Annotated in this window: 16 protein-coding genes; 5 read left to right on the top strand and 11 right to left on the bottom strand. The window is 47.2% G+C overall.

Annotated elements, in window-relative coordinates; genetic code table 11:
• Positions 1-22: 22 nt before the first annotated feature.
• Positions 23-808, bottom strand: a complete 786-nt coding sequence (locus QFZ51_RS09955; RefSeq protein ID WP_429045477.1) for an SDR family NAD(P)-dependent oxidoreductase — start codon at positions 806-808, stop codon at positions 23-25.
• Positions 809-952: 144 nt separating this feature from the next.
• On the opposite strand from QFZ51_RS09955, the gene QFZ51_RS09950 reads away from it, so the two are divergent.
• Positions 953-1,630 carry a M15 family metallopeptidase gene (locus QFZ51_RS09950; RefSeq protein WP_429045476.1) on the top strand — a complete coding sequence of 226 codons (678 nt, stop codon included), beginning with the start codon at positions 953-955 and terminating at the stop codon, positions 1,628-1,630.
• 2 nt (positions 1,631-1,632) lie between these two features.
• Here QFZ51_RS09950 and QFZ51_RS09945 read toward each other — a convergent pair whose 3' ends face one another.
• From QFZ51_RS09945 to leuC, 6 genes are all read right to left on the bottom strand, one after another.
• Positions 1,633-2,022 (bottom strand): hypothetical protein, encoded by a 390-nt coding sequence (locus QFZ51_RS09945; RefSeq protein WP_429045474.1) that lies wholly within the window; start codon positions 2,020-2,022, stop codon positions 1,633-1,635.
• A 269-nt stretch (positions 2,023-2,291) separates the two neighbouring features.
• Positions 2,292-3,797: a 2-isopropylmalate synthase gene (locus QFZ51_RS09940; protein WP_370909755.1), complete on the bottom strand. Its 1,506-nt coding sequence runs from the start codon at positions 3,795-3,797 to the stop codon at positions 2,292-2,294.
• A gap of 26 nt (positions 3,798-3,823) precedes the next feature.
• Positions 3,824-4,903 carry a 3-isopropylmalate dehydrogenase gene (gene leuB, locus QFZ51_RS09935; protein ID WP_429045471.1) on the bottom strand — a complete coding sequence of 360 codons (1,080 nt, stop codon included), beginning with the start codon at positions 4,901-4,903 and terminating at the stop codon, positions 3,824-3,826.
• Between the two features lie 37 nt (positions 4,904-4,940).
• Positions 4,941-5,540: a 3-isopropylmalate dehydratase small subunit gene (gene leuD / locus QFZ51_RS09930; protein ID WP_370909753.1), complete on the bottom strand. Its 600-nt coding sequence runs from the start codon at positions 5,538-5,540 to the stop codon at positions 4,941-4,943.
• Between the two features lie 14 nt (positions 5,541-5,554).
• Positions 5,555-6,304 (bottom strand): class I SAM-dependent methyltransferase, encoded by a 750-nt coding sequence (locus QFZ51_RS09925; protein ID WP_429045470.1) that lies wholly within the window; start codon positions 6,302-6,304, stop codon positions 5,555-5,557.
• A 31-nt stretch (positions 6,305-6,335) separates the two neighbouring features.
• Positions 6,336-7,739: a 3-isopropylmalate dehydratase large subunit gene (leuC, locus tag QFZ51_RS09920; protein ID WP_429045468.1), complete on the bottom strand. Its 1,404-nt coding sequence runs from the start codon at positions 7,737-7,739 to the stop codon at positions 6,336-6,338.
• 228 nt (positions 7,740-7,967) lie between these two features.
• Between leuC and QFZ51_RS09915 the strand changes: the two genes are divergently transcribed.
• Complete coding sequence (locus QFZ51_RS09915) at positions 7,968-9,446, top strand: hypothetical protein (protein ID WP_429045466.1); 1,479 nt, start codon at positions 7,968-7,970, stop codon at positions 9,444-9,446.
• Between the two features lie 17 nt (positions 9,447-9,463).
• The gene (locus tag QFZ51_RS09910) at positions 9,464-10,042 is read left to right on the top strand and encodes an NADPH-dependent FMN reductase (RefSeq protein WP_429045465.1); all 579 of its coding nucleotides are present in this window, start codon (positions 9,464-9,466) and stop codon (positions 10,040-10,042) included.
• Here QFZ51_RS09910 and QFZ51_RS09905 read toward each other — a convergent pair.
• Both QFZ51_RS09905 and QFZ51_RS09900 read right to left on the bottom strand, forming a co-directional pair.
• Positions 10,021-11,148 carry a hypothetical protein gene (locus QFZ51_RS09905; protein WP_429045463.1) on the bottom strand — a complete coding sequence of 376 codons (1,128 nt, stop codon included), beginning with the start codon at positions 11,146-11,148 and terminating at the stop codon, positions 10,021-10,023. The genes QFZ51_RS09910 and QFZ51_RS09905 overlap by 22 nt on opposite strands.
• A 1-nt stretch (position 11,149) precedes the next feature.
• Positions 11,150-11,791 carry an ABC transporter ATP-binding protein gene (locus tag QFZ51_RS09900; RefSeq protein ID WP_429045461.1) on the bottom strand — a complete coding sequence of 214 codons (642 nt, stop codon included), beginning with the start codon at positions 11,789-11,791 and terminating at the stop codon, positions 11,150-11,152.
• Between the two features lie 444 nt (positions 11,792-12,235).
• On the opposite strand from QFZ51_RS09900, the gene QFZ51_RS09895 reads away from it, so the two are divergent.
• Both QFZ51_RS09895 and QFZ51_RS09890 read left to right on the top strand, forming a co-directional pair.
• The gene (locus tag QFZ51_RS09895; RefSeq protein WP_429045459.1) at positions 12,236-13,210 is read left to right on the top strand and encodes a ribonucleoside-diphosphate reductase small subunit; all 975 of its coding nucleotides are present in this window, start codon (positions 12,236-12,238) and stop codon (positions 13,208-13,210) included.
• A gap of 38 nt (positions 13,211-13,248) precedes the next feature.
• Positions 13,249-15,624, top strand: a complete 2,376-nt coding sequence (locus tag QFZ51_RS09890) for a ribonucleoside-diphosphate reductase subunit alpha (protein ID WP_429045457.1) — start codon at positions 13,249-13,251, stop codon at positions 15,622-15,624.
• Between the two features lie 69 nt (positions 15,625-15,693).
• On the opposite strand, the gene QFZ51_RS09885 is transcribed toward QFZ51_RS09890, so the two are convergent.
• Together QFZ51_RS09885 and QFZ51_RS09880 are read right to left on the bottom strand one after the other, a co-directional pair.
• Positions 15,694-16,539 (bottom strand): helix-turn-helix domain-containing protein, encoded by an 846-nt coding sequence (locus QFZ51_RS09885; protein ID WP_429045455.1) that lies wholly within the window; start codon positions 16,537-16,539, stop codon positions 15,694-15,696.
• Between the two features lie 9 nt (positions 16,540-16,548).
• Entirely contained in the window at positions 16,549-17,211 is a 663-nt protein-coding gene (locus QFZ51_RS09880; RefSeq protein ID WP_429045453.1) for a TrmH family RNA methyltransferase, read from the bottom strand.
• Positions 17,212-17,213: the final 2 nt, after the last annotated feature.

The following is a 17,213-nucleotide window of genomic DNA, read 5'->3' as shown; positions in this document are numbered from 1 at the left end:
AAAACACACATCACATTAATTATTAATTATTAAGCCTGATAAAACCGCCATCGATGGGATAGTCGGTTCCGGTAATAAAGCCTGCTTCGTCGGAACACAGGAATAACGCCAGGTTACCCACTTCCACTGGTTTAGCCATGCGGCCGATGGGTTGTGTTTTACTCAGCTTATCAAACATTTCAGCTTCCCTGCCCGGGTAATTCTTGGCAATAAATCCATCCACAAACGGCGTGTGTACTCTTGCGGGCGACACGCAGTTGCAACGGATATTAGCGCCGAGGTAATCTTTCGCCACGGATAATGTCATAGTCAGCACCGCGCCCTTACTCATAGAGTAGGCCAGCCTGTCCGGTATACCTACACTGGAAGCAATGGATGCCACATTGAGGATCACACCGCCACCCTGTGCTTTCATTTGTTTAATGACTGCATACATGCAGTTATAGGTGCCCTTCACATTTACCTGGTACACCCTGTCGAAGTCCTGTTCCGCCGTATTTTCGAGGTTACCCACATGCGCAATGCCTGCACAGTTCACCAGGATATCCAGTTTACCGGCCGTTTGTACAATACCGTCCATAACGCCTATCACGGCTGCCTGGTCGGCTACATTGCACGCATGCACACTTGCCTGGCCACCTGCTGCCTTGATTTCCTCTGCTGTAGCTTTACCGCCATCTTCATTCAGCTCCAGGATATGCACCTGCGCACCCTGTGCCCCGAATGCTTTTGCTATCGCCTGTCCTATGCCGCTACCACCACCTGTGATAACCGCTACTTTATTGTCTAGTCTGAACAGTTCCATCATTAAAAAATTTAAGGGTTCTAAAATACCTATTAATATAAGGTGATTGCAATTGTATTTTCACTGTATTTCATACTTTCTTGCCTAATTTTCGCAAAATTCAATAATCAGGTCCAAATACGGGGCTTTTTCTGCAATTTTAAGCACATGAAAATAATACTGTTAGCGGCGCTCCTGTGGACCATTTCCGGCCAGCTATCCGCCCAGAAAATACCGGTGAATAAATACGGACTCGCCGTATTGAGCACCCGGCAGCAATATGATCAGCTGGTGAAAGCCGACAGCAACCAGCTGCTCGTAAACCTGGAAAAGTATATCCCGGGCATCAAAAAAGATGTGCGCTATGCCACCACCAATAACTTCACCAAACAAAAGCTTTATACCCGCACCGATATTTACCTTCGGCTGCCGGCAGCCAAAGCCCTCAAAGCAGTACAGGAAGCCCTGCGCAAAAAGGGATACGGCCTGCTTATTTACGATGCATACCGTCCTTATCATGTAACGGAAACGATGTTTAAAATAGTACCAAACGATCTCTATGCGGCCGATCCCCGCAAAGGATCGGGGCACAACCGCGGCGTAGCCATAGACCTGAGTATGGTAAGCCTGAAAACAAATAAGCCCGTGGCAATGCCTACGGACTTTGATGATTTTACCCTGAAAGCGCATGAAAACTACACCCCGCCGGACCCGGCAATGGCGGCCAACCGCAAATTGTTAAGAGATACCATGATGCAACATGGCTTTAAAGGAAGTTCTACAGAATGGTGGCACTTCTATCTGCCGGGTTATAAAAAATACCCGCTGATGGATATCTTCTTTTAAGATCATGGAATCTTCACGGTATCCACCCGGTTGGGAATCCCCTCCCACTTTAAATAATAGGTGCCGTTATCGGCAGGTATAAAAGAATACGTTTTGGTTTGTGTAGTAAATGCCTGTGTACATACGGTACAGGTATTGTATATATATTCCGCCTTTAGCAGTACGGTATCCTTGTCCCTCATCTCCACAATTTTGTTGATGGCGTAACAGGAATTGGGGAAGGTACAGCTTACATCATAAAAAGCACCATTCTGACCTCTTGCATCGCTGGTGGATTTACCCATGTATTTCGCGCCCACAATATTCACCCATCCGTACTGGGAGCAATTGTCTGCTTCTTTGCTGCAACCGGCAAAGAGTAAAAAGGCAAGGAGTAAGGGAACTGTTTTCATCAGGCAAATATTTCACCCGTAGAACGGGGTGGCGCGGGAAAAGTTACAGCACGCGGATTTTGTCTTTCCCGCTGATTACGCTGATTATACTGATTACTCGGATTTTTACTTTTGGATTTTTTTAGATTTCTTTGATTTTTTAATAATAATTAAGGGAGATAAAAGCGAATATCCGCTTCTATCTCCCTTAATCCTTTATAAAATCAAAAAGTAAAAATCCTGGTAATCAGTATAATCAGCGTAATCAGCGGGAAAGACAAAATCCGCGGCTAGTATATCTTGTTCAGCGCGTCCACGTAGGCGTGCACGGAAGCGTTCACGATATCGGTGGAGATACCGAAACCGTAGTACGACTGGCCGTTATGTTTTACGCGCATGTTTACTTTACTCACATCATCGCTGCCGCCGCGCATGGATTGAATATTAAATTCATCTAGTTCAATATCGTCCTTAATAATATCGTGGATCGCATTGATGGTAGCATTAACGGGACCATTACCGGCAGCACTGGCTTCTTTTTCTTCGCCATTGATACGCAGTTTAACGGTAGCCATGGGGCGGAGCGGATCGCCGCAAACCACCTGCAGTAAGATTACTTTGATGGCATTGTCGCCGTAGGTTTTAGCGTCGCCGTCGCCCATCAGTTCCAGCAGATCGGCATCATTGATTTCCTTTTTGGTATCCGCCATCAGCAGGAAGCGTTGGTACACTTCGTCGATGTTTACTCTTTCCAGGTTGTATCCCAGGCGCGACAGGTGATGCTTCAGCGCATGACGGCCGCTGCGGGCAGTGAGGATAATGGAGTTGGAGTTGATCCCTACATCTTCAGGGTTCAGGATCTCGTAGTTCTCGCGGTGTTTCAGCACGCCATCCTGGTGGATGCCGGAGCTGTGCGCAAATGCGTTACGGCCTACAATGGCTTTGTTGGGCTGTACCGGCATGTGCATCATGGTTTCCACAAGATTACTGATTTCATAGATCCCTTTTGAGTTGATCTGGGTATGATAACCCAGGGCATGATGCGTTTTCAGGATCATGGCTACTTCTTCCAGCGAAGTGTTACCGGCACGTTCACCGATACCATTGATAGTACATTCCACCTGGCGGGCGCCGTTGATAATACCTGCAATGGTATTGGCGGTAGCCAAACCGAGGTCGTTATGACAGTGAACGGAAATGATCGCTTTATCGATATTGGAAACGTGATCTACGAGGTACTTGATTTTTGCGCCATACTGATCGGGCAGGCAGTAACCGTTGGTATCGGGGATGTTAACGGTGGTAGCACCGGCTGCAATCACGGCTTCGATCATGCGGGCCAGGTATTCATTGTCTGCGCGGCCGGCATCTTCTGCATAAAATTCCACATCGTCGGTAAACTTGCGGGCATACGTTACAGCGGCTACGGCACGTTGTAAAATTTCATCGCGGGTGCTGTTGAATTTATATTTGATGTGCATATCGGAAGAACCGATACCGGTATGGATACGTTTGCGTTTTGCGAAGCGTAAAGCATCTGCGGCAGCATCAATGTCTTTGTTATTGGCACGGGTAAGTGCGCAGATCACGGGCTCTGTAACCGCTTTGGAAATTTCCACCACGCTCTGGAAGTCGCCCGGACTTGAAATCGGGAAACCTGCTTCAATGATATCTACGCCTAGTGCTTCGAGTTTTTTAGCTACTTCAATTTTTTCAACGGTTGTCAGCTGACAGCCGGGGACCTGTTCTCCATCACGCAAGGTGGTATCAAAGACGTATACACGATTTTTATCCATGATAGTGTAATAATTTTATTGAATGATTAATTCAGATTCTCTAATACTTTGGCGCCCATCGCATCGGTGCCCATAATGAAATCGTTCACGGTGTGTTTGTTGGCGATGTCCATTGTTCTGTAACCTTGTCTGAGAGTGGCTTCCACGGCTTTGATCACCCGTTGTGATTCTGTTTTCAGGCCGAAGGAAATATCCAGCATGAGGGCAGCTGATAAGATAGAAGCCAGCGGATTGGCAATGCCTTTACCGGCAATATCATGTGCAGATCCGTGGATCGGTTCAAAGAAACCGGTGCTGTCACCGATGGAGGCAGATGCCAGCATACCCATGGAGCCAGCGATCTGTGAGGCTTCATCCGTAAGGATATCACCAAACAGGTTACCCGTAACCACTACATCAAAGCGTTTAGGATCTTTGATCAGCTGCATGGCCGCGTTGTCGATGAACATATGTTCTGTTTCCACATCAGGATATTCTTTTGCTACTTCCTGTACCACTTCTCTCCAGAGACGGCTTGCTTCCAGCACGTTTGCCTTATCCACAGAGCACAGCTTTTTGCGGCGGGTGCGCGCTGCTTCGTAAGCTTTGCGGGCAATGCGTTCTACTTCATAACGGTGGTAGATCATGAGGTCGGAAGCGGTGTTGCGGTCGGCAGTCCGGATCTTTTCACCGAAATACACGTCGCCGGTCAGCTCACGGAAAAAGAGGATATCTGAACCGCGTAAAATTTCCGGTTTAATGCTGGATGCTTCCAGCAGTTCATCAAACAACTTTATCGGGCGGAGGTTGGCATACAATCCCAGTTCTTTCCTGATCTTCAGTAAACCTTGTTCTGGTCTTACTTTCAGGGTAGGATCGTTGTCATATTTAGCATGACCGATAGCGCCGAACAGGATAGCATCGGCGTTCCGTGCTTTCTGCAGCGTTTCTTCAGGCAGCGGATCACCGGTAGCTTCAATGGCTACGTGCCCCATGATCCCTTCTTCGAAGGTAAAAGTGTGGTGATAATTTTTGGCTATTGTTGTCAGCACTTTTTGTCCCCATGCGGTCACTTCCTGTCCGATCCCATCCCCGGGTATAACTAGTATTTTCTTCTCAACGCCCATATATGTGTTTAGCTTTTAGTATTTAGCTTTTTGATGATTAGAAATTATATGTTCTTGTGGTTTCGTATTGTTCAATTTCTTTACGGAGGCTCAGCAGGTAATCGATATCATCATAGCCGTTGAGCAGGCATGTTTTTTTATACTGGTTGATATCGAAGTTTTCTTTTTCGCCGGTGCTCACAATTTTTATGAACTGGTTTTCCAGGTCTACTTCCAGTTCGGCTTTAGGATCGGCTTCTATGGCTTTAAAGATCCGGTCCAGGAAATCTTCTGATACCTGGATGGGTAAAATGAAGGTGTTGAGGGCGTTATTTTTAAAGATGTCTGCAAAGAAGCTGCTCACCACTACTTTAAAACCGGCATCCGCAATCGCCCAGGCAGCGTGTTCACGGGAGGAACCACAACCGAAGTTTTTACCGCCTACGAGGATCTGGCCACTGTAGATGGGATTGTTCATCACAAAATCCGCCTTTGGCGTATTATCGGCTTCATAGCGCCAGTCGCGGAACAGGTTTTCGCCGAAACCTTCCCGGGTGGTAGCTTTCAGGAAGCGTGCGGGGATGATCTGGTCTGTATCTATATTCTCGATGGGTACAGGTACCGCAGATGAAACGAGGTGTTGAAATATTTTACTCATGATGATTTTACAGTTTAAATTTTTGTGGCGGCTACTCTCAGGCGCACATAATCCGCATACAATTCGCCGTTCCGCATCAGCTGTGGCGCCAGTTCGTATTGCACCTGCTGCAGGATGGCGCCTTTGTCCTGTTCCGGCACACCGGCAAAAAAGTGAGCGCCAAACATCTCCAGCCAGTCGCTGATGCCTGTTTCCGGATCCACCAGTTTTGAAGGGCGGTCAAAAAAATGCACCCTGTCTATTTTAAAACCTTCCTTTTCCAGCAGGGTAGTATATTCTGCCGGAGATGGAAAATACCAGAACGGTTCGTAGGTATAACCCCGTTGCTGCATGGCCTTTTCCAGGTAAGTAAGGATCTGCTGCACATTGCCTTTGCCACCCATTTCTATCACCAGCCGGCCGCCTTTTTTAAGTTGGGCGTACATCCGGCTGATGGCTTTTTCCTTCTCCCGCACCCAGTGGAGGGTAGCATTGGAAAAGATGCCATCAAACTGTTGTGGCAGGGAAAAAGTAGTAGCGTCGCCCACTTCAAAGGAAATGCCGGGAAAATGTTCACGGGCGCTGCTGATCATAGCGGCGGAAGCATCTATTCCTGTTACGGTGGCGCCTTTTTGCGCCAGCTGCGCGGTGAGTTCACCGGTGCCGCAACCCAGGTCCAGGATATTTTCCCCCGATTGCGGCTGCAGCCAGTCGATCAGGCTGTTGCCATATTCAAACACGAAGGCGTGTTTTTCTTTGTATAAGTCAGCGTTCCATTGATCCATAGCTTTCGGCTTTACTTGTTCTTTTTGTTAACTATTGGCCCAACAATTCCCTTACATCTGTTACCCTGCCCGTAATGGCTGCTGCCGCCGCGGTGAGCGGACTGGCCAGGAAGGTGCGGGCATTGGGACCCTGACGACCTTCAAAGTTACGGTTGGAAGTAGAAATGCAGTACATGCCGGCAGGCACTTTATCTTCATTCATGGCCAGGCAGGCGGAGCAACCTGGTTCACGCAGCTGGAAACCGGCTTCGGCAAATATTTTGTCGATGCCTTCTTCCATGGCCTGGGCCTCCACCTGTTTGGAGCCGGGAACGATCCATACCACTACATCGTCTGCTTTATGTTTGCCTTTCACAAAATCTGCTACGAGGCGTAAATCTTCAATGCGGGAGTTGGTGCAACTGCCAATGAATACATAATCCACTTTTTTGCCCAGCAGTTCAGCGCCGGGTTGGAGGTCCATATACTCAAGCGATTTTTTGAAAGAAGGCCTTTCTTTCTCGTCGAGCTGCTCCAGTGAAGGGATGTGGCGGGTAACGCCCATGCCCATACCGGGGTTGGTACCATAAGTAATCTGTGGTTCTATATCGGCGGCGTCAAAGGTAAGCACCTGGTCAAATACGGCGTCGCTGTCGGAATACAGCGTTTTCCAGTATTCCAGTGATTTATCCCAGTCGGCTCCCTCAGGCGCGAACTCGCGGCCTTTGATATAATCGAAAGTGATATCGTCCGGGGCGATGAGTCCTCCGCGGGCGCCCATTTCAATGCTCATGTTGCAGATGGTCATACGGGCCTCCATACTGAGACTGCGGATGGCTTCCCCTGCATATTCCACGAAGTAACCGGTAGCGCCGGAAGCGGATATTTTAGAGATGATATAAAGAATGATGTCTTTAGAAAGTACGCCCTTGCCCAGTTGTCCGTTCACTTCGATCTTCATCCGCTTGGGCTTGTATTGCAGAATGCATTGGGTGGCCAGTACCTGTTCCACTTCGGAAGTGCCGATACCAAAGGCAACAGCGCCAAAAGCTCCGTGGGTGCTGGTGTGGCTGTCGCCGCAAACGATGGTCATGCCAGGCAGGGTGATGCCCAGCTCCGGTCCTATCACGTGCACAATGCCCTGGAACCGGTGGCCCAGTCCGTAAAGCTCTACACCGAATTCAGTAGTATTTTTTGTCAACATTTCCACCTGGCGGCGGCTCAATGCTTCTTTGATAGGCTGGTCCTGGTGTAAGGTAGGTACGTTGTGATCGGCGGTAGCCCTGGTTTTAGCCGGGCGGAATACCGGGATGCCACGCTTACGCAGCCCGTCAAATGCCTGGGGGCTCGTCACCTCGTGAATAAAGTGCGTGTTGATGTACACCGCATCGGGATGCCCCGGCTTGCTAACCACTATATGGCCATCCCAGATTTTATCAAATAACGTTTTTCCCATCCTTTTGCTTCCTTTTATAATTGTTTATACCTTCAAATCTAATGGTCCTTAATTAATTGCCATATCGCTAAATTTGCTTTAATTACAACCTTTAAACACCACTGATACACGTTAATATACTGTTTATCAATAAATTACAAGATTTTAATAACGATGCCCAACAGTCAAAGTGATGCTTTATTCATATTAATAAAAACCTTAACAAAAGCCGAAAAACGCAATTTTCAGTTGGCGTTTAACAAAAACAACACCAAGGAAGATGTACTTTTTATCCAATTGTTCACCACGCTGGACAAAATGAAAGAGTACGATGAAGAGCAGATACTGAAGAAAATAACGGATATTAAAAAGCAGCAGCTATCGAATGTAAAAGCACATCTTTACAAGCACCTGTTATCCAGTTTGCGGCAGCTATATAAACAAAAGGACCCGTTGATCGACCTGCGCGAGCAGCTGGATCATGCGCGGGTGCTGTATAACAAAGGGCTGTACAACCAGAGCCTGAAGATACTGGCCAAAGCCAAAACGATGGCGCAGGAACAGGAAGAGGTGATGCTGACCTATGAAATTGTGGAGTTTGAAAAGCTGATTGAATCGCGGCATATTACGCGAAGCCTGGAAAACCGGGCGGAAGTGCTGAGTGCCGAGTCCAGGCAGATAGAACAGCAGCTCACCAATATCAGCCGCCTGTCTACCCTTTCCCTGCGGATGTATGGCCTTTACCTCAAGCTGGGCCACGCGCGCAATGAGCGGGATGCCGAAATGGTAAAGTCTTTTTTTGAAAGCCAGCTGCCGCCCTTGCAGCATGTGCATATGAGCTTTTACGAAAAAGTGTACATGTACCAGGCATCGAGCTGGTACTACTATATTCTGCAGGACTTCGTGATGTATTACCGATATACGCAGAAATGGGTGGACCTGTTTCGCAAATACCCGTCCCTGCAGCAAACGGATATGGATCTGTATATTAAAGCGCAGCATAATTTACTGACCGCGCATTTTTATACTTCGAATTTTGAAAAGTTCAAAACAGCCCTGCAGGACCTGGAAGAATTTATCCGGGACAACCAGGATAATTTCCACGAAAACACCCGCACCTCTGCTTTTGTATACCTGTATACCGCCAAAATAAACCGTTATTTCCTGGAAGGCACGTTCAGCCAGGGTTTGGAAATGGTGCCGGAACTCGAAACAGAGATCACCAGGCATACCCTGAAAATAGACCAGCACCGGGTGCTGGTATTTTACTATAAGATTGCCTGTTTATATTTTGGTAGCGGTGACAACAACAAAGCCATTGTTTATCTTAATAAAATTATCAATTTAAAAATTGGTAACCTGCGGGCAGATATCCAGTGTTTTGCCCGTATCCTGCACCTCATTGCACATTACGAACTGGAGAATTACAGCCTGGTGGAATACCTGATCAAATCTGTTTACCATTTCATTTCAAAACATAAGGATCTTGGTTTGGTGATGGAAGAAATCATGAAATTCCTCCGCCGTTATATTTATGCCAATCCCAAAGCATTACGTAATGCGTTCGTAGACCTGAAAGACCGGCTGGAACAGATCTCCGAAGATCCGTACGAACGCCGTTCCTTCCTTTACCTGGACATTATTTCCTGGCTGGAAAGTAAGATTGAGAGCATACCGGTGCAGGAAGTTATTCACCGGAAATTTGTGAATAAGGAAAAACGCATTTAAATAAAACCGACGAGCATATGTCTGCTGACAAACAGTATCATTTCATTGCCATTTCCGGCAGTTTACGGAAAGGCTCTTACAACACGATGGCGCTGAAAGCGCTGCAAAAACTGTGTCCTTCAAACATCACGGTGGAGCAGGTATTTTTCGACAAGATCCCGATGTACAATGCCGACCTGCATACCGAGCAATTGCCGGAAGAAGTAGTGCCGCTGGTGCATAAAATTAAGGAATCGGATGGCGTGATCATCGTTTCACCGGAATACAACTACTCTATACCCGGCGCCCTGAAAAACGCGATAGACGTGGTTTCCAGGCACCCCGATAAACCCTTCAGCGAAAAGGCAGTGGCTATTATGGGCGCCTCGCAGGGCCAGATCGGTACTGCCAGGATGCAGTATCATTTACGGCAGGTGATGGTATTCCTGAATGCGTTTGTGATCAACAAACCGGAGATCATGATTGGCAATGCCCAGCATAAGTTTGATACCGATGGTAACCTGACAGATGAACTGGTGATTAAGCAAATCCCTCAGTTGTTGCTTTCACTGGCACGGCTGAGCGACAAAATGGGTCATGATCCTGCTTCTATATAAGGTTCATAGCTGCGGTATTTTGTAAAAAAGATAATGGCCGATGCTGTCTGTAACAACAGTACAGCCGGCCATTCATAATGTCCGAGCACCATGAACAGCACAATGAAAGAAGTGAGCATGGTATAACGTACATGCACCTCCGGATTCATTTTAGGGAAAAACAATAGGGTACGGAACAGGATCATTAATGATAATGCCGTGCAGAATACCGTTATCAGTCCCCATGGCGTTGTTTTCGTATATGCATTAACGGTAATGATGATCATCTCCGGTAAAAAAGTAATCACATATACCCCCACCAGCCGCATATAGTGGCTGAATAAATTAACAGGAAGATTCTCCATGAAATTGAGGTACGTATCATCAAACGCGCGATGATGCACCATCAGCTGCATGTGTGTAAGCACGCTGATCATAACACCCAGCTGTAGTCCGCGGAGATCGAAATAATCACCTCTCGTCATAATGAGAAATGTGAGCCACAGCACTCCTGCGGAAAACAGTTTGGTGCTCACAATCCGGCGTGGAAAATTAGTAAACAGTTCATACAGGAAAAATAATACCGGCGGCTTTGTGAAGTGCCGGTTGATCCAGCGTTGCAGGTGGCCTGTAAAAAATATGACATCGGGTTGTTCCAGTTTTCTTTCATATAACGTTAACGGCCATATGCAATTGGCAATATTAACAACCGTGATGATCACCGCCTGTACATAATATCCCTGTTGGATCGCAATAACGAGTGCAATGGCCACATATACGAGTACCGGCATATAAATGGCCGTATGGAGCCGCAGCCAGATAACACGGCGGGTTGGTTTATCGATGCTGCCCATGGTGGGATAAAGGAAATCATATCCCTGCAGCTGAAATGTTTTCAGCATGAAGCCCACGCATTTGAGCGCGTAGGACGTCCATAGCAGGAGTACCAGGAACAGGAACGTATAATTGCCCAGGAAGCCCAGCATCAATCCTTTGTGATAGGCGAGCAGGTTGGCGCCGTTTACCACGCCGAACAGCAAATAAAACAGTACCAGGAAAAAGCCCGTATTCTGAATATAGAACCGTTGTGTGAATATTTTGCTAAGTATTGCCGTGGTGGTACGCATATCAGCTGAGCGTAATGTTTTTATGAGCTACTTTCAGTGTGCCCGTTACCGTTAATTCTTCCTCATCCAGCGGCTGGTGGGAAGTGATACAAAAAGAAACGCCTTTGGCGCTGTACTCCCGGATCAGGTCGTACAAAACGGCCAATGCGCGGGTATCGATGGTGATAAGGGGTTCATCCAGCAGGATGAGGGCCGGGTTACCGGTAAAGGCCAGCAGCAGGGATAATTTCTTCAGCATGCCGCTCGAATAGCTGCTTACCGGGTTATTCACAAAGATATGCACACCCAGTTTTTCACTGATGGCCCGGATGTCTCCGGTGTTCCCTCCTTTGGTGTTGAGGTAAAGCTCCAGTAAATCGCGGCCGGTGAGAAAAGAAGGGTAAAGCGGTTCCGCTTCCGCGTAGTTGATCAGGCGGCGGAACTGTACCGGGTGTTCCCGGCTGCTCACCTTTCCCTGCAGCAGTATTTCCCCTTTGAAGGGGATTAAGCCTGCCATGACCTTCATGCAGGTGGTTTTGCCGGCGCCATTCTCCCCTTGCAGCCAGTAAATGCCGGCGGGCAGCTCCAGCCGGGCAATATCCAGGACAGGTACATCCTGGTAGTTCTTCTTAACCGCATGAAGGGCTATAACCGGTTCGGGCATATGAAAAGACTTAAAAGTGTAAATATGAAAAATTATCGCATATATATCTACGGAAGGTCCTCTTTTTAACAAAAATTTTCCGGGTACATTTTTATACTGATCATCATTCATTTAGCCGTAACAGTTAAAAAAACAATTATATAAGCCAGATTTTTGCATGGCTCTTTTCACATGCTAATCATATTACATATGCACAAAGTGCAAAACGCGTGAAACACGCATTGCCACTATACTTTCATTAAAGTTGTATATCTTTTCCACACCTGTTGAAAACTATATCGGGCATGCCTTACCCGGATGCTTACATTTGTAATCCTGAGCGTATGGATTTTAGGAAGCAGAGATGTTGAAATCGGATTGTGGGAAAGAGAAGTGAAGATTTCGGTATGCTGACCCCAAAAGAAAAACCAAAAACCTTCGACAGTACCCATAAAATAATTAAAGATGAGTAACGAGAATGAAATTCTTTTAAAAGAGAACAAGGACCGTTTTGTGCTATTGCCGATCAAATACCCAAAAATCTGGGAGCAATACAAAAAGCATGAGGCCAGTTTCTGGACAGCAGAAGAAATAGATTTAAGCAGTGATCTTAAGGATTGGGCAGGCCTGAATGATGGCGAACGTCATTTTATCTCTCACGTACTGGCATTTTTCGCCGCCAGTGACGGGATCGTAAATGAGAACCTGGCAGTAAACTTTATGAGTGAAGTACAGATCCCGGAAGCCCGGTGTTTTTACGGCTTCCAGATCATGATGGAAAACATCCACTCTGAAACATATGCATTGCTGATAGACACCTACGTAAAAGACGGCACAGAAAAAGACCGTTTGTTCCACGCTATCGACACCGTACCTGCGGTAAAGAAAAAAGCGGAATGGGCATTGCGCTGGATTGAAAATGGCAACTTCGCCGAACGCCTGGTGGCATTTGCTGCTGTAGAAGGTATCTTCTTCAGCGGTAGTTTCTGCTCCATTTTCTGGTTGAAGAAAAGAGGGCTGATGCCGGGCTTAACCTTCTCCAACGAACTGATCAGCCGCGATGAGGGCCTGCACTGCGAATTCGCGTGCCTGCTTTACAGCATGCTGGAAAACAAACTGAGTGAAGAACAGGTACACGGCATCATCCGCGATGCAGTGAGCTATGAAAAAGAATTTATCACAGAAGCCCTGCCGGTTGGACTGATCGGCATGAATGCCGAACTGATGTCGCAATACATCGAATTTGTGGCAGACAGATGGATCGGTGAACTGGGCTACAACAAGATATTTAATGCGTCTAATCCTTTTGACTTCATGGAAATGATTTCCTTACAGGGTAAGACCAACTTCTTTGAAAAACGTGTGGGAGATTACCAGAAATCCGGCGTAATGGGTGGTACAAAAGAATCACAGACATTCAGCCTGGAAGAAGATTTTTAAAACATTTTGAATTACTAACCTCTTAAATTCGCAAACCCATGTTCGTAATCAAAAGAGATGGAAGGAAAGAAGCAGTGAAGTTCGATAAAATCACTGCGCGTATTGAAAAACTATGCTATGGTTTCAATACAGAATATGTAGATGCCATAGATGTAGCGAAAAAAGTGATACAAGGTTTGTATGATGGTGTAACCACCAGCGAACTCGACAACCTGGCTGCCGAAACGGCCGCTTCCCTTACTACAAAGCACCCTGACTATGCACTGCTGGCTTCCCGCATAGCAGTAAGCAACCTGCATAAGAATACCATCAAGTCGTTTTCCAAAACGATGAAGAAACTGTATGATTATATTGATCCCAAAACCGGCAAAAACGCAGCGCTGCTGTCTGACGACGTTTGGGAAATCATCCGGAAAAATGCAGAAATCCTGGATTCCAGCATCATCTACGACCGCGACTTTGCCTTTGACTATTTCGGGTTCAAAACACTGGAACGTTCTTACCTGCTGAAAACAGACGGTAAAGTGCAGGAACGCCCCCAGCATATGCTGATGCGCGTATCTGTTGGCATTCACAAAGAAGACATCGAGTCTGCCATCAAAACATACAACCTGATGAGTGAGCGCTGGTTTACACATGCCACGCCTACCCTGTTCAACGCAGGCACTCCAAAACCACAGATGTCTTCCTGTTTCCTGCTCACCATGCAGGACGACAGCATCGAAGGCATTTACGATACCCTGAAACAAACGGCCAAAATTTCACAGAGCGCCGGTGGTATCGGTTTAAGCATTCATAATATCCGCGCTACAGGATCTTACATCAGCGGTACCAACGGTACTTCCAATGGTATTATCCCGATGCTGCGCGTATTCAACGATACAGCACGCTACGTGGATCAGGGTGGTGGCAAACGCAAAGGCGCTTTCGCTATCTACCTGGAACCATGGCACGCCGACATCTACGAATTCCTGGACCTGCGCAAGAACCACGGTAAAGAAGAAATGCGCGCCCGCGACCTGTTCTACGCCCTCTGGATGCCAGACCTGTTTATGAAACGCGTGGAATCCAACGGCGACTGGTCGTTGTTCTGCCCGCACGAAGCACCAGGACTGCACGAATGCTGGGGTGATGAATTTGAAGCCCTGTACGCCAAATACGAACAGGAAGGACGCGCCCGTAAAACAGTAAAAGCACAGGATCTCTGGTTTGCCATCCTCGATGCGCAAATAGAAACCGGTAACCCCTACCTGCTGTATAAAGATGCTGCCAACCGCAAATCCAACCAGCAAAACCTGGGTACCATCAAGAGTTCCAACCTCTGCACTGAAATCATCGAGTATACTGATGCAGATGAAGTGGCCGTTTGTAACCTGGCCTCCCTGGCGCTGCCCCGCTTTGTAATTGATGGTAAATTTGATCACCAGAAATTATTCGAGGTAACCTACCAGGCTACCCTGAACCTCAACAAGATCATCGATAACAACTACTACCCTATCGAAGAGGCCAGACGCAGCAACATGCGCCACCGCCCTGTAGGACTGGGTGTACAAGGTCTTGCTGATGCGTTTATCCTGATGCGTTATCCATTTGAAAGCGACGAAGCTAAAAAACTGAACAGCGAAATATTTGAAACTATTTACTTCGCAGGGTTAACCGCTTCCAACGATCTCGCAAAAGTAGACGGCGCCTACGAAACCTTTAAAGGCTCCCCTGCCTCCAAAGGTATCCTCCAGTTTGATATGTGGGATGTGAAACCTTCCGCACGCTGGGACTGGGAAAGCCTGAAAAAATCTATCGTGAAAGATGGTATCCGCAACTCCCTGCTGCTGGCGCCAATGCCTACCGCTTCCACTTCACAGATCCTCGGCAACAACGAGTGCTTTGAACCATACACTTCCAACATCTACACCCGTCGTGTACTGAGCGGTGAGTTTGTGGTGGTAAACAAACACCTGCTGAAAGACCTGGTAGAACTGGGACTGTGGGATAATGATATGAAAACAAAGATTATTTCACACAATGGTTCTATCCAGAACATTGCTGAAATACCTGCAAATATTAAAGAACTGTACAAAACAGTTTGGGAAATCAAACAACGTAACCTCATTGATATGGCGGCTGACCGCGGAGCTTTCATCTGCCAGTCACAATCACTGAACCTGTTCGTTGACACCCCTACTACCGGTAAACTTACCTCCATGCACTTCTACGCCTGGAAGAAAGGTCTGAAAACCGGTATGTACTACCTGCGTACTCAGGCAGCCACCCAGGCCGTTCAGTTTACTGTAGAGAAACAAGGCGGTCAGCAAATCCAGCCAGTAGTTGCTACCGGCGGCGACAGCGCGGCAGAAGAAATGGTGGTGGGTGCAGTTTGCACCATGGAAGAAGGTTGCGTTACCTGCAGTGCATAAGGGTTTATGTAAGTATAAATGCGAATCCCTGGTCAAATGGCCAGGGATTTTTTTGTGCAATAACTTTACCTAATACCGTTTTCCCGGCTTCGTGGTACAAAACTCCTTACGCGCAATCTGTTTAATAAACGTTTCAGGCGTGGTTCCCAGGTAATGCTGAAAATCTTTGATCAGGTGACTCTGATCATGATACCCAAAGTCGTGGATCAGATCAAACCAGTCGATCGAATCCGCGGTATTGTGTTCTATGCTGCTGATCACCTGCTTGAAGCGCAGAAACCGCAGCATTTCTTTGGGGGAATAACCAACATATTTCTTAAACCGCATCTGCACCGTGCGTTCGGAGAGGTCTGCATCTGCAGCAATGGCTTTCGCCGGCTGGATAAGCGGATCATTAAAATAATCAGCGCCGTTTAAAAGCGGCAGCGCCCCTTCCTCCGCCGCATGCGTAGCGGTGGAGATATAATCCTTTAGAATGTCTACTCTTTCTGCTGAAGAAGGCGTTCTTTTCAATACTTCCCATAATTCATGTGCAGATGCCTCCTCCATGAAATCCCCGGGGTGATGGAGCTGTTCACTATTCAGTGCATCTACCGGCACCTGGAACAGCCGGTAAAAACCATCCAGGTTGAATACCACGGCCAACAGGTCTGTTTCCGGCAGCAATTCGTAGTTCAACATCTTCCTTAAAGGGCCCAAAACAGCCACTTTATCTATCTGCATATCATCCAGCGGGGTGGCGGCAAAAGAGAACCTGACAGGGGCGCCAAAATTGAACAGCCACATCATTTCATAGTTGGGCGAAAGGTGCGCGGTAGTAGTAACGAAATCCCGACCGGATTGCATCACGTAAAAATGCTTCACGATATCCGACAACGGCGGCGAAACTTCGAAATGTGTACCGGCTAATGCCATAAGGAGCGGTTAATTTTCTTCATCCAGATCGTGTGCCTTGAATCCCCATTCCGTCAGTAAAGTCTGATACTGTTCTTCCGGCAATCCCTGTTTGCTATAATGCCCTGCAATGGTTTTCTGACGCATGGCCTCATAAATACTCACTGCGCAGGCTACCGAAATATTCAGGGAACGGATAATACCCATCTGGGGAATAATAAAATTTCCGTCTGCCATTGCCCTGGCGGCATCACTCACGCCGTTCTGTTCATTCCCAAAAACCAATGCTACAGAGCCACTGAAATCAATATCATAAAGACTCACCGCATCTGCGGCGAGATGTGTCGTTAATATTTTGTCATATTTGCTGCGCAATACGGCAAAACAATCTGCCGCATTATCAAAATCATGTATGGTGAGCCACTGTTTGGCACTGCTACTGCTTCTGTGGCCCCAGTTCTTTATCCGCGGCGCTTTTGATGTGATGATATAAATATCCTGTATTCCTACGGCATCGCATGTACGCATCACCGCCGACACATTATGAGGGTCCTGTACATCCTCCAGCACTACGGTTAAATTAGCCTGCCGTTTGCCCAATACAGATAATAATTTTTCTCTTCTTTCCGGTGTCATACGCTGATTATTGCCGCTAAAATACGAAATAGTGCAGAGATGGTCCTGCACCCACATTT

The organism is Chitinophaga sp. W3I9, from assembly GCF_050434025.1.
Taxonomy (GTDB): domain Bacteria; phylum Bacteroidota; class Bacteroidia; order Chitinophagales; family Chitinophagaceae; genus Chitinophaga.
Note: the sequence above shows the minus strand (reverse complement) of the source record. Positions and strands in the feature narration are given on the sequence as shown.

Excerpts from the sequence above, each read along its gene's own strand:
- QFZ51_RS09895 (WP_429045459.1), top strand. The coding sequence starts at position 12,236 with ATGAGTAACGAGAATGAAATTCTTTTAAAAGAGAACAAGGACCGTTTT.
- QFZ51_RS09940 (WP_370909755.1), bottom strand. The coding sequence starts at position 3,797 with ATGGATAAAAATCGTGTATACGTCTTTGATACCACCTTGCGTGATGGA.
- QFZ51_RS09905 (WP_429045463.1), bottom strand. The coding sequence starts at position 11,148 with ATGCGTACCACCACGGCAATACTTAGCAAAATATTCACACAACGGTTC.
- QFZ51_RS09890 (WP_429045457.1), top strand. The coding sequence starts at position 13,249 with ATGTTCGTAATCAAAAGAGATGGAAGGAAAGAAGCAGTGAAGTTCGAT.
- leuB (WP_429045471.1), bottom strand. The coding sequence starts at position 4,903 with ATGGGCGTTGAGAAGAAAATACTAGTTATACCCGGGGATGGGATCGGA.
- leuC (WP_429045468.1), bottom strand. The coding sequence starts at position 7,739 with ATGGGAAAAACGTTATTTGATAAAATCTGGGATGGCCATATAGTGGTT.
- QFZ51_RS09945 (WP_429045474.1), bottom strand. The coding sequence starts at position 2,022 with ATGAAAACAGTTCCCTTACTCCTTGCCTTTTTACTCTTTGCCGGTTGC.
- QFZ51_RS09925 (WP_429045470.1), bottom strand. The coding sequence starts at position 6,304 with ATGGATCAATGGAACGCTGACTTATACAAAGAAAAACACGCCTTCGTG.
- leuD (WP_370909753.1), bottom strand. The coding sequence starts at position 5,540 with ATGAGTAAAATATTTCAACACCTCGTTTCATCTGCGGTACCTGTACCC.
- QFZ51_RS09885 (WP_429045455.1), bottom strand. The coding sequence starts at position 16,539 with ATGGCATTAGCCGGTACACATTTCGAAGTTTCGCCGCCGTTGTCGGAT.
- QFZ51_RS09955 (WP_429045477.1), bottom strand. The coding sequence starts at position 808 with ATGATGGAACTGTTCAGACTAGACAATAAAGTAGCGGTTATCACAGGT.
- QFZ51_RS09880 (WP_429045453.1), bottom strand. The coding sequence starts at position 17,211 with ATGTGGGTGCAGGACCATCTCTGCACTATTTCGTATTTTAGCGGCAAT.
- QFZ51_RS09950 (WP_429045476.1), top strand. The coding sequence starts at position 953 with ATGAAAATAATACTGTTAGCGGCGCTCCTGTGGACCATTTCCGGCCAG.
- QFZ51_RS09900 (WP_429045461.1), bottom strand. The coding sequence starts at position 11,791 with ATGCCCGAACCGGTTATAGCCCTTCATGCGGTTAAGAAGAACTACCAG.
- QFZ51_RS09910 (WP_429045465.1), top strand. The coding sequence starts at position 9,464 with ATGTCTGCTGACAAACAGTATCATTTCATTGCCATTTCCGGCAGTTTA.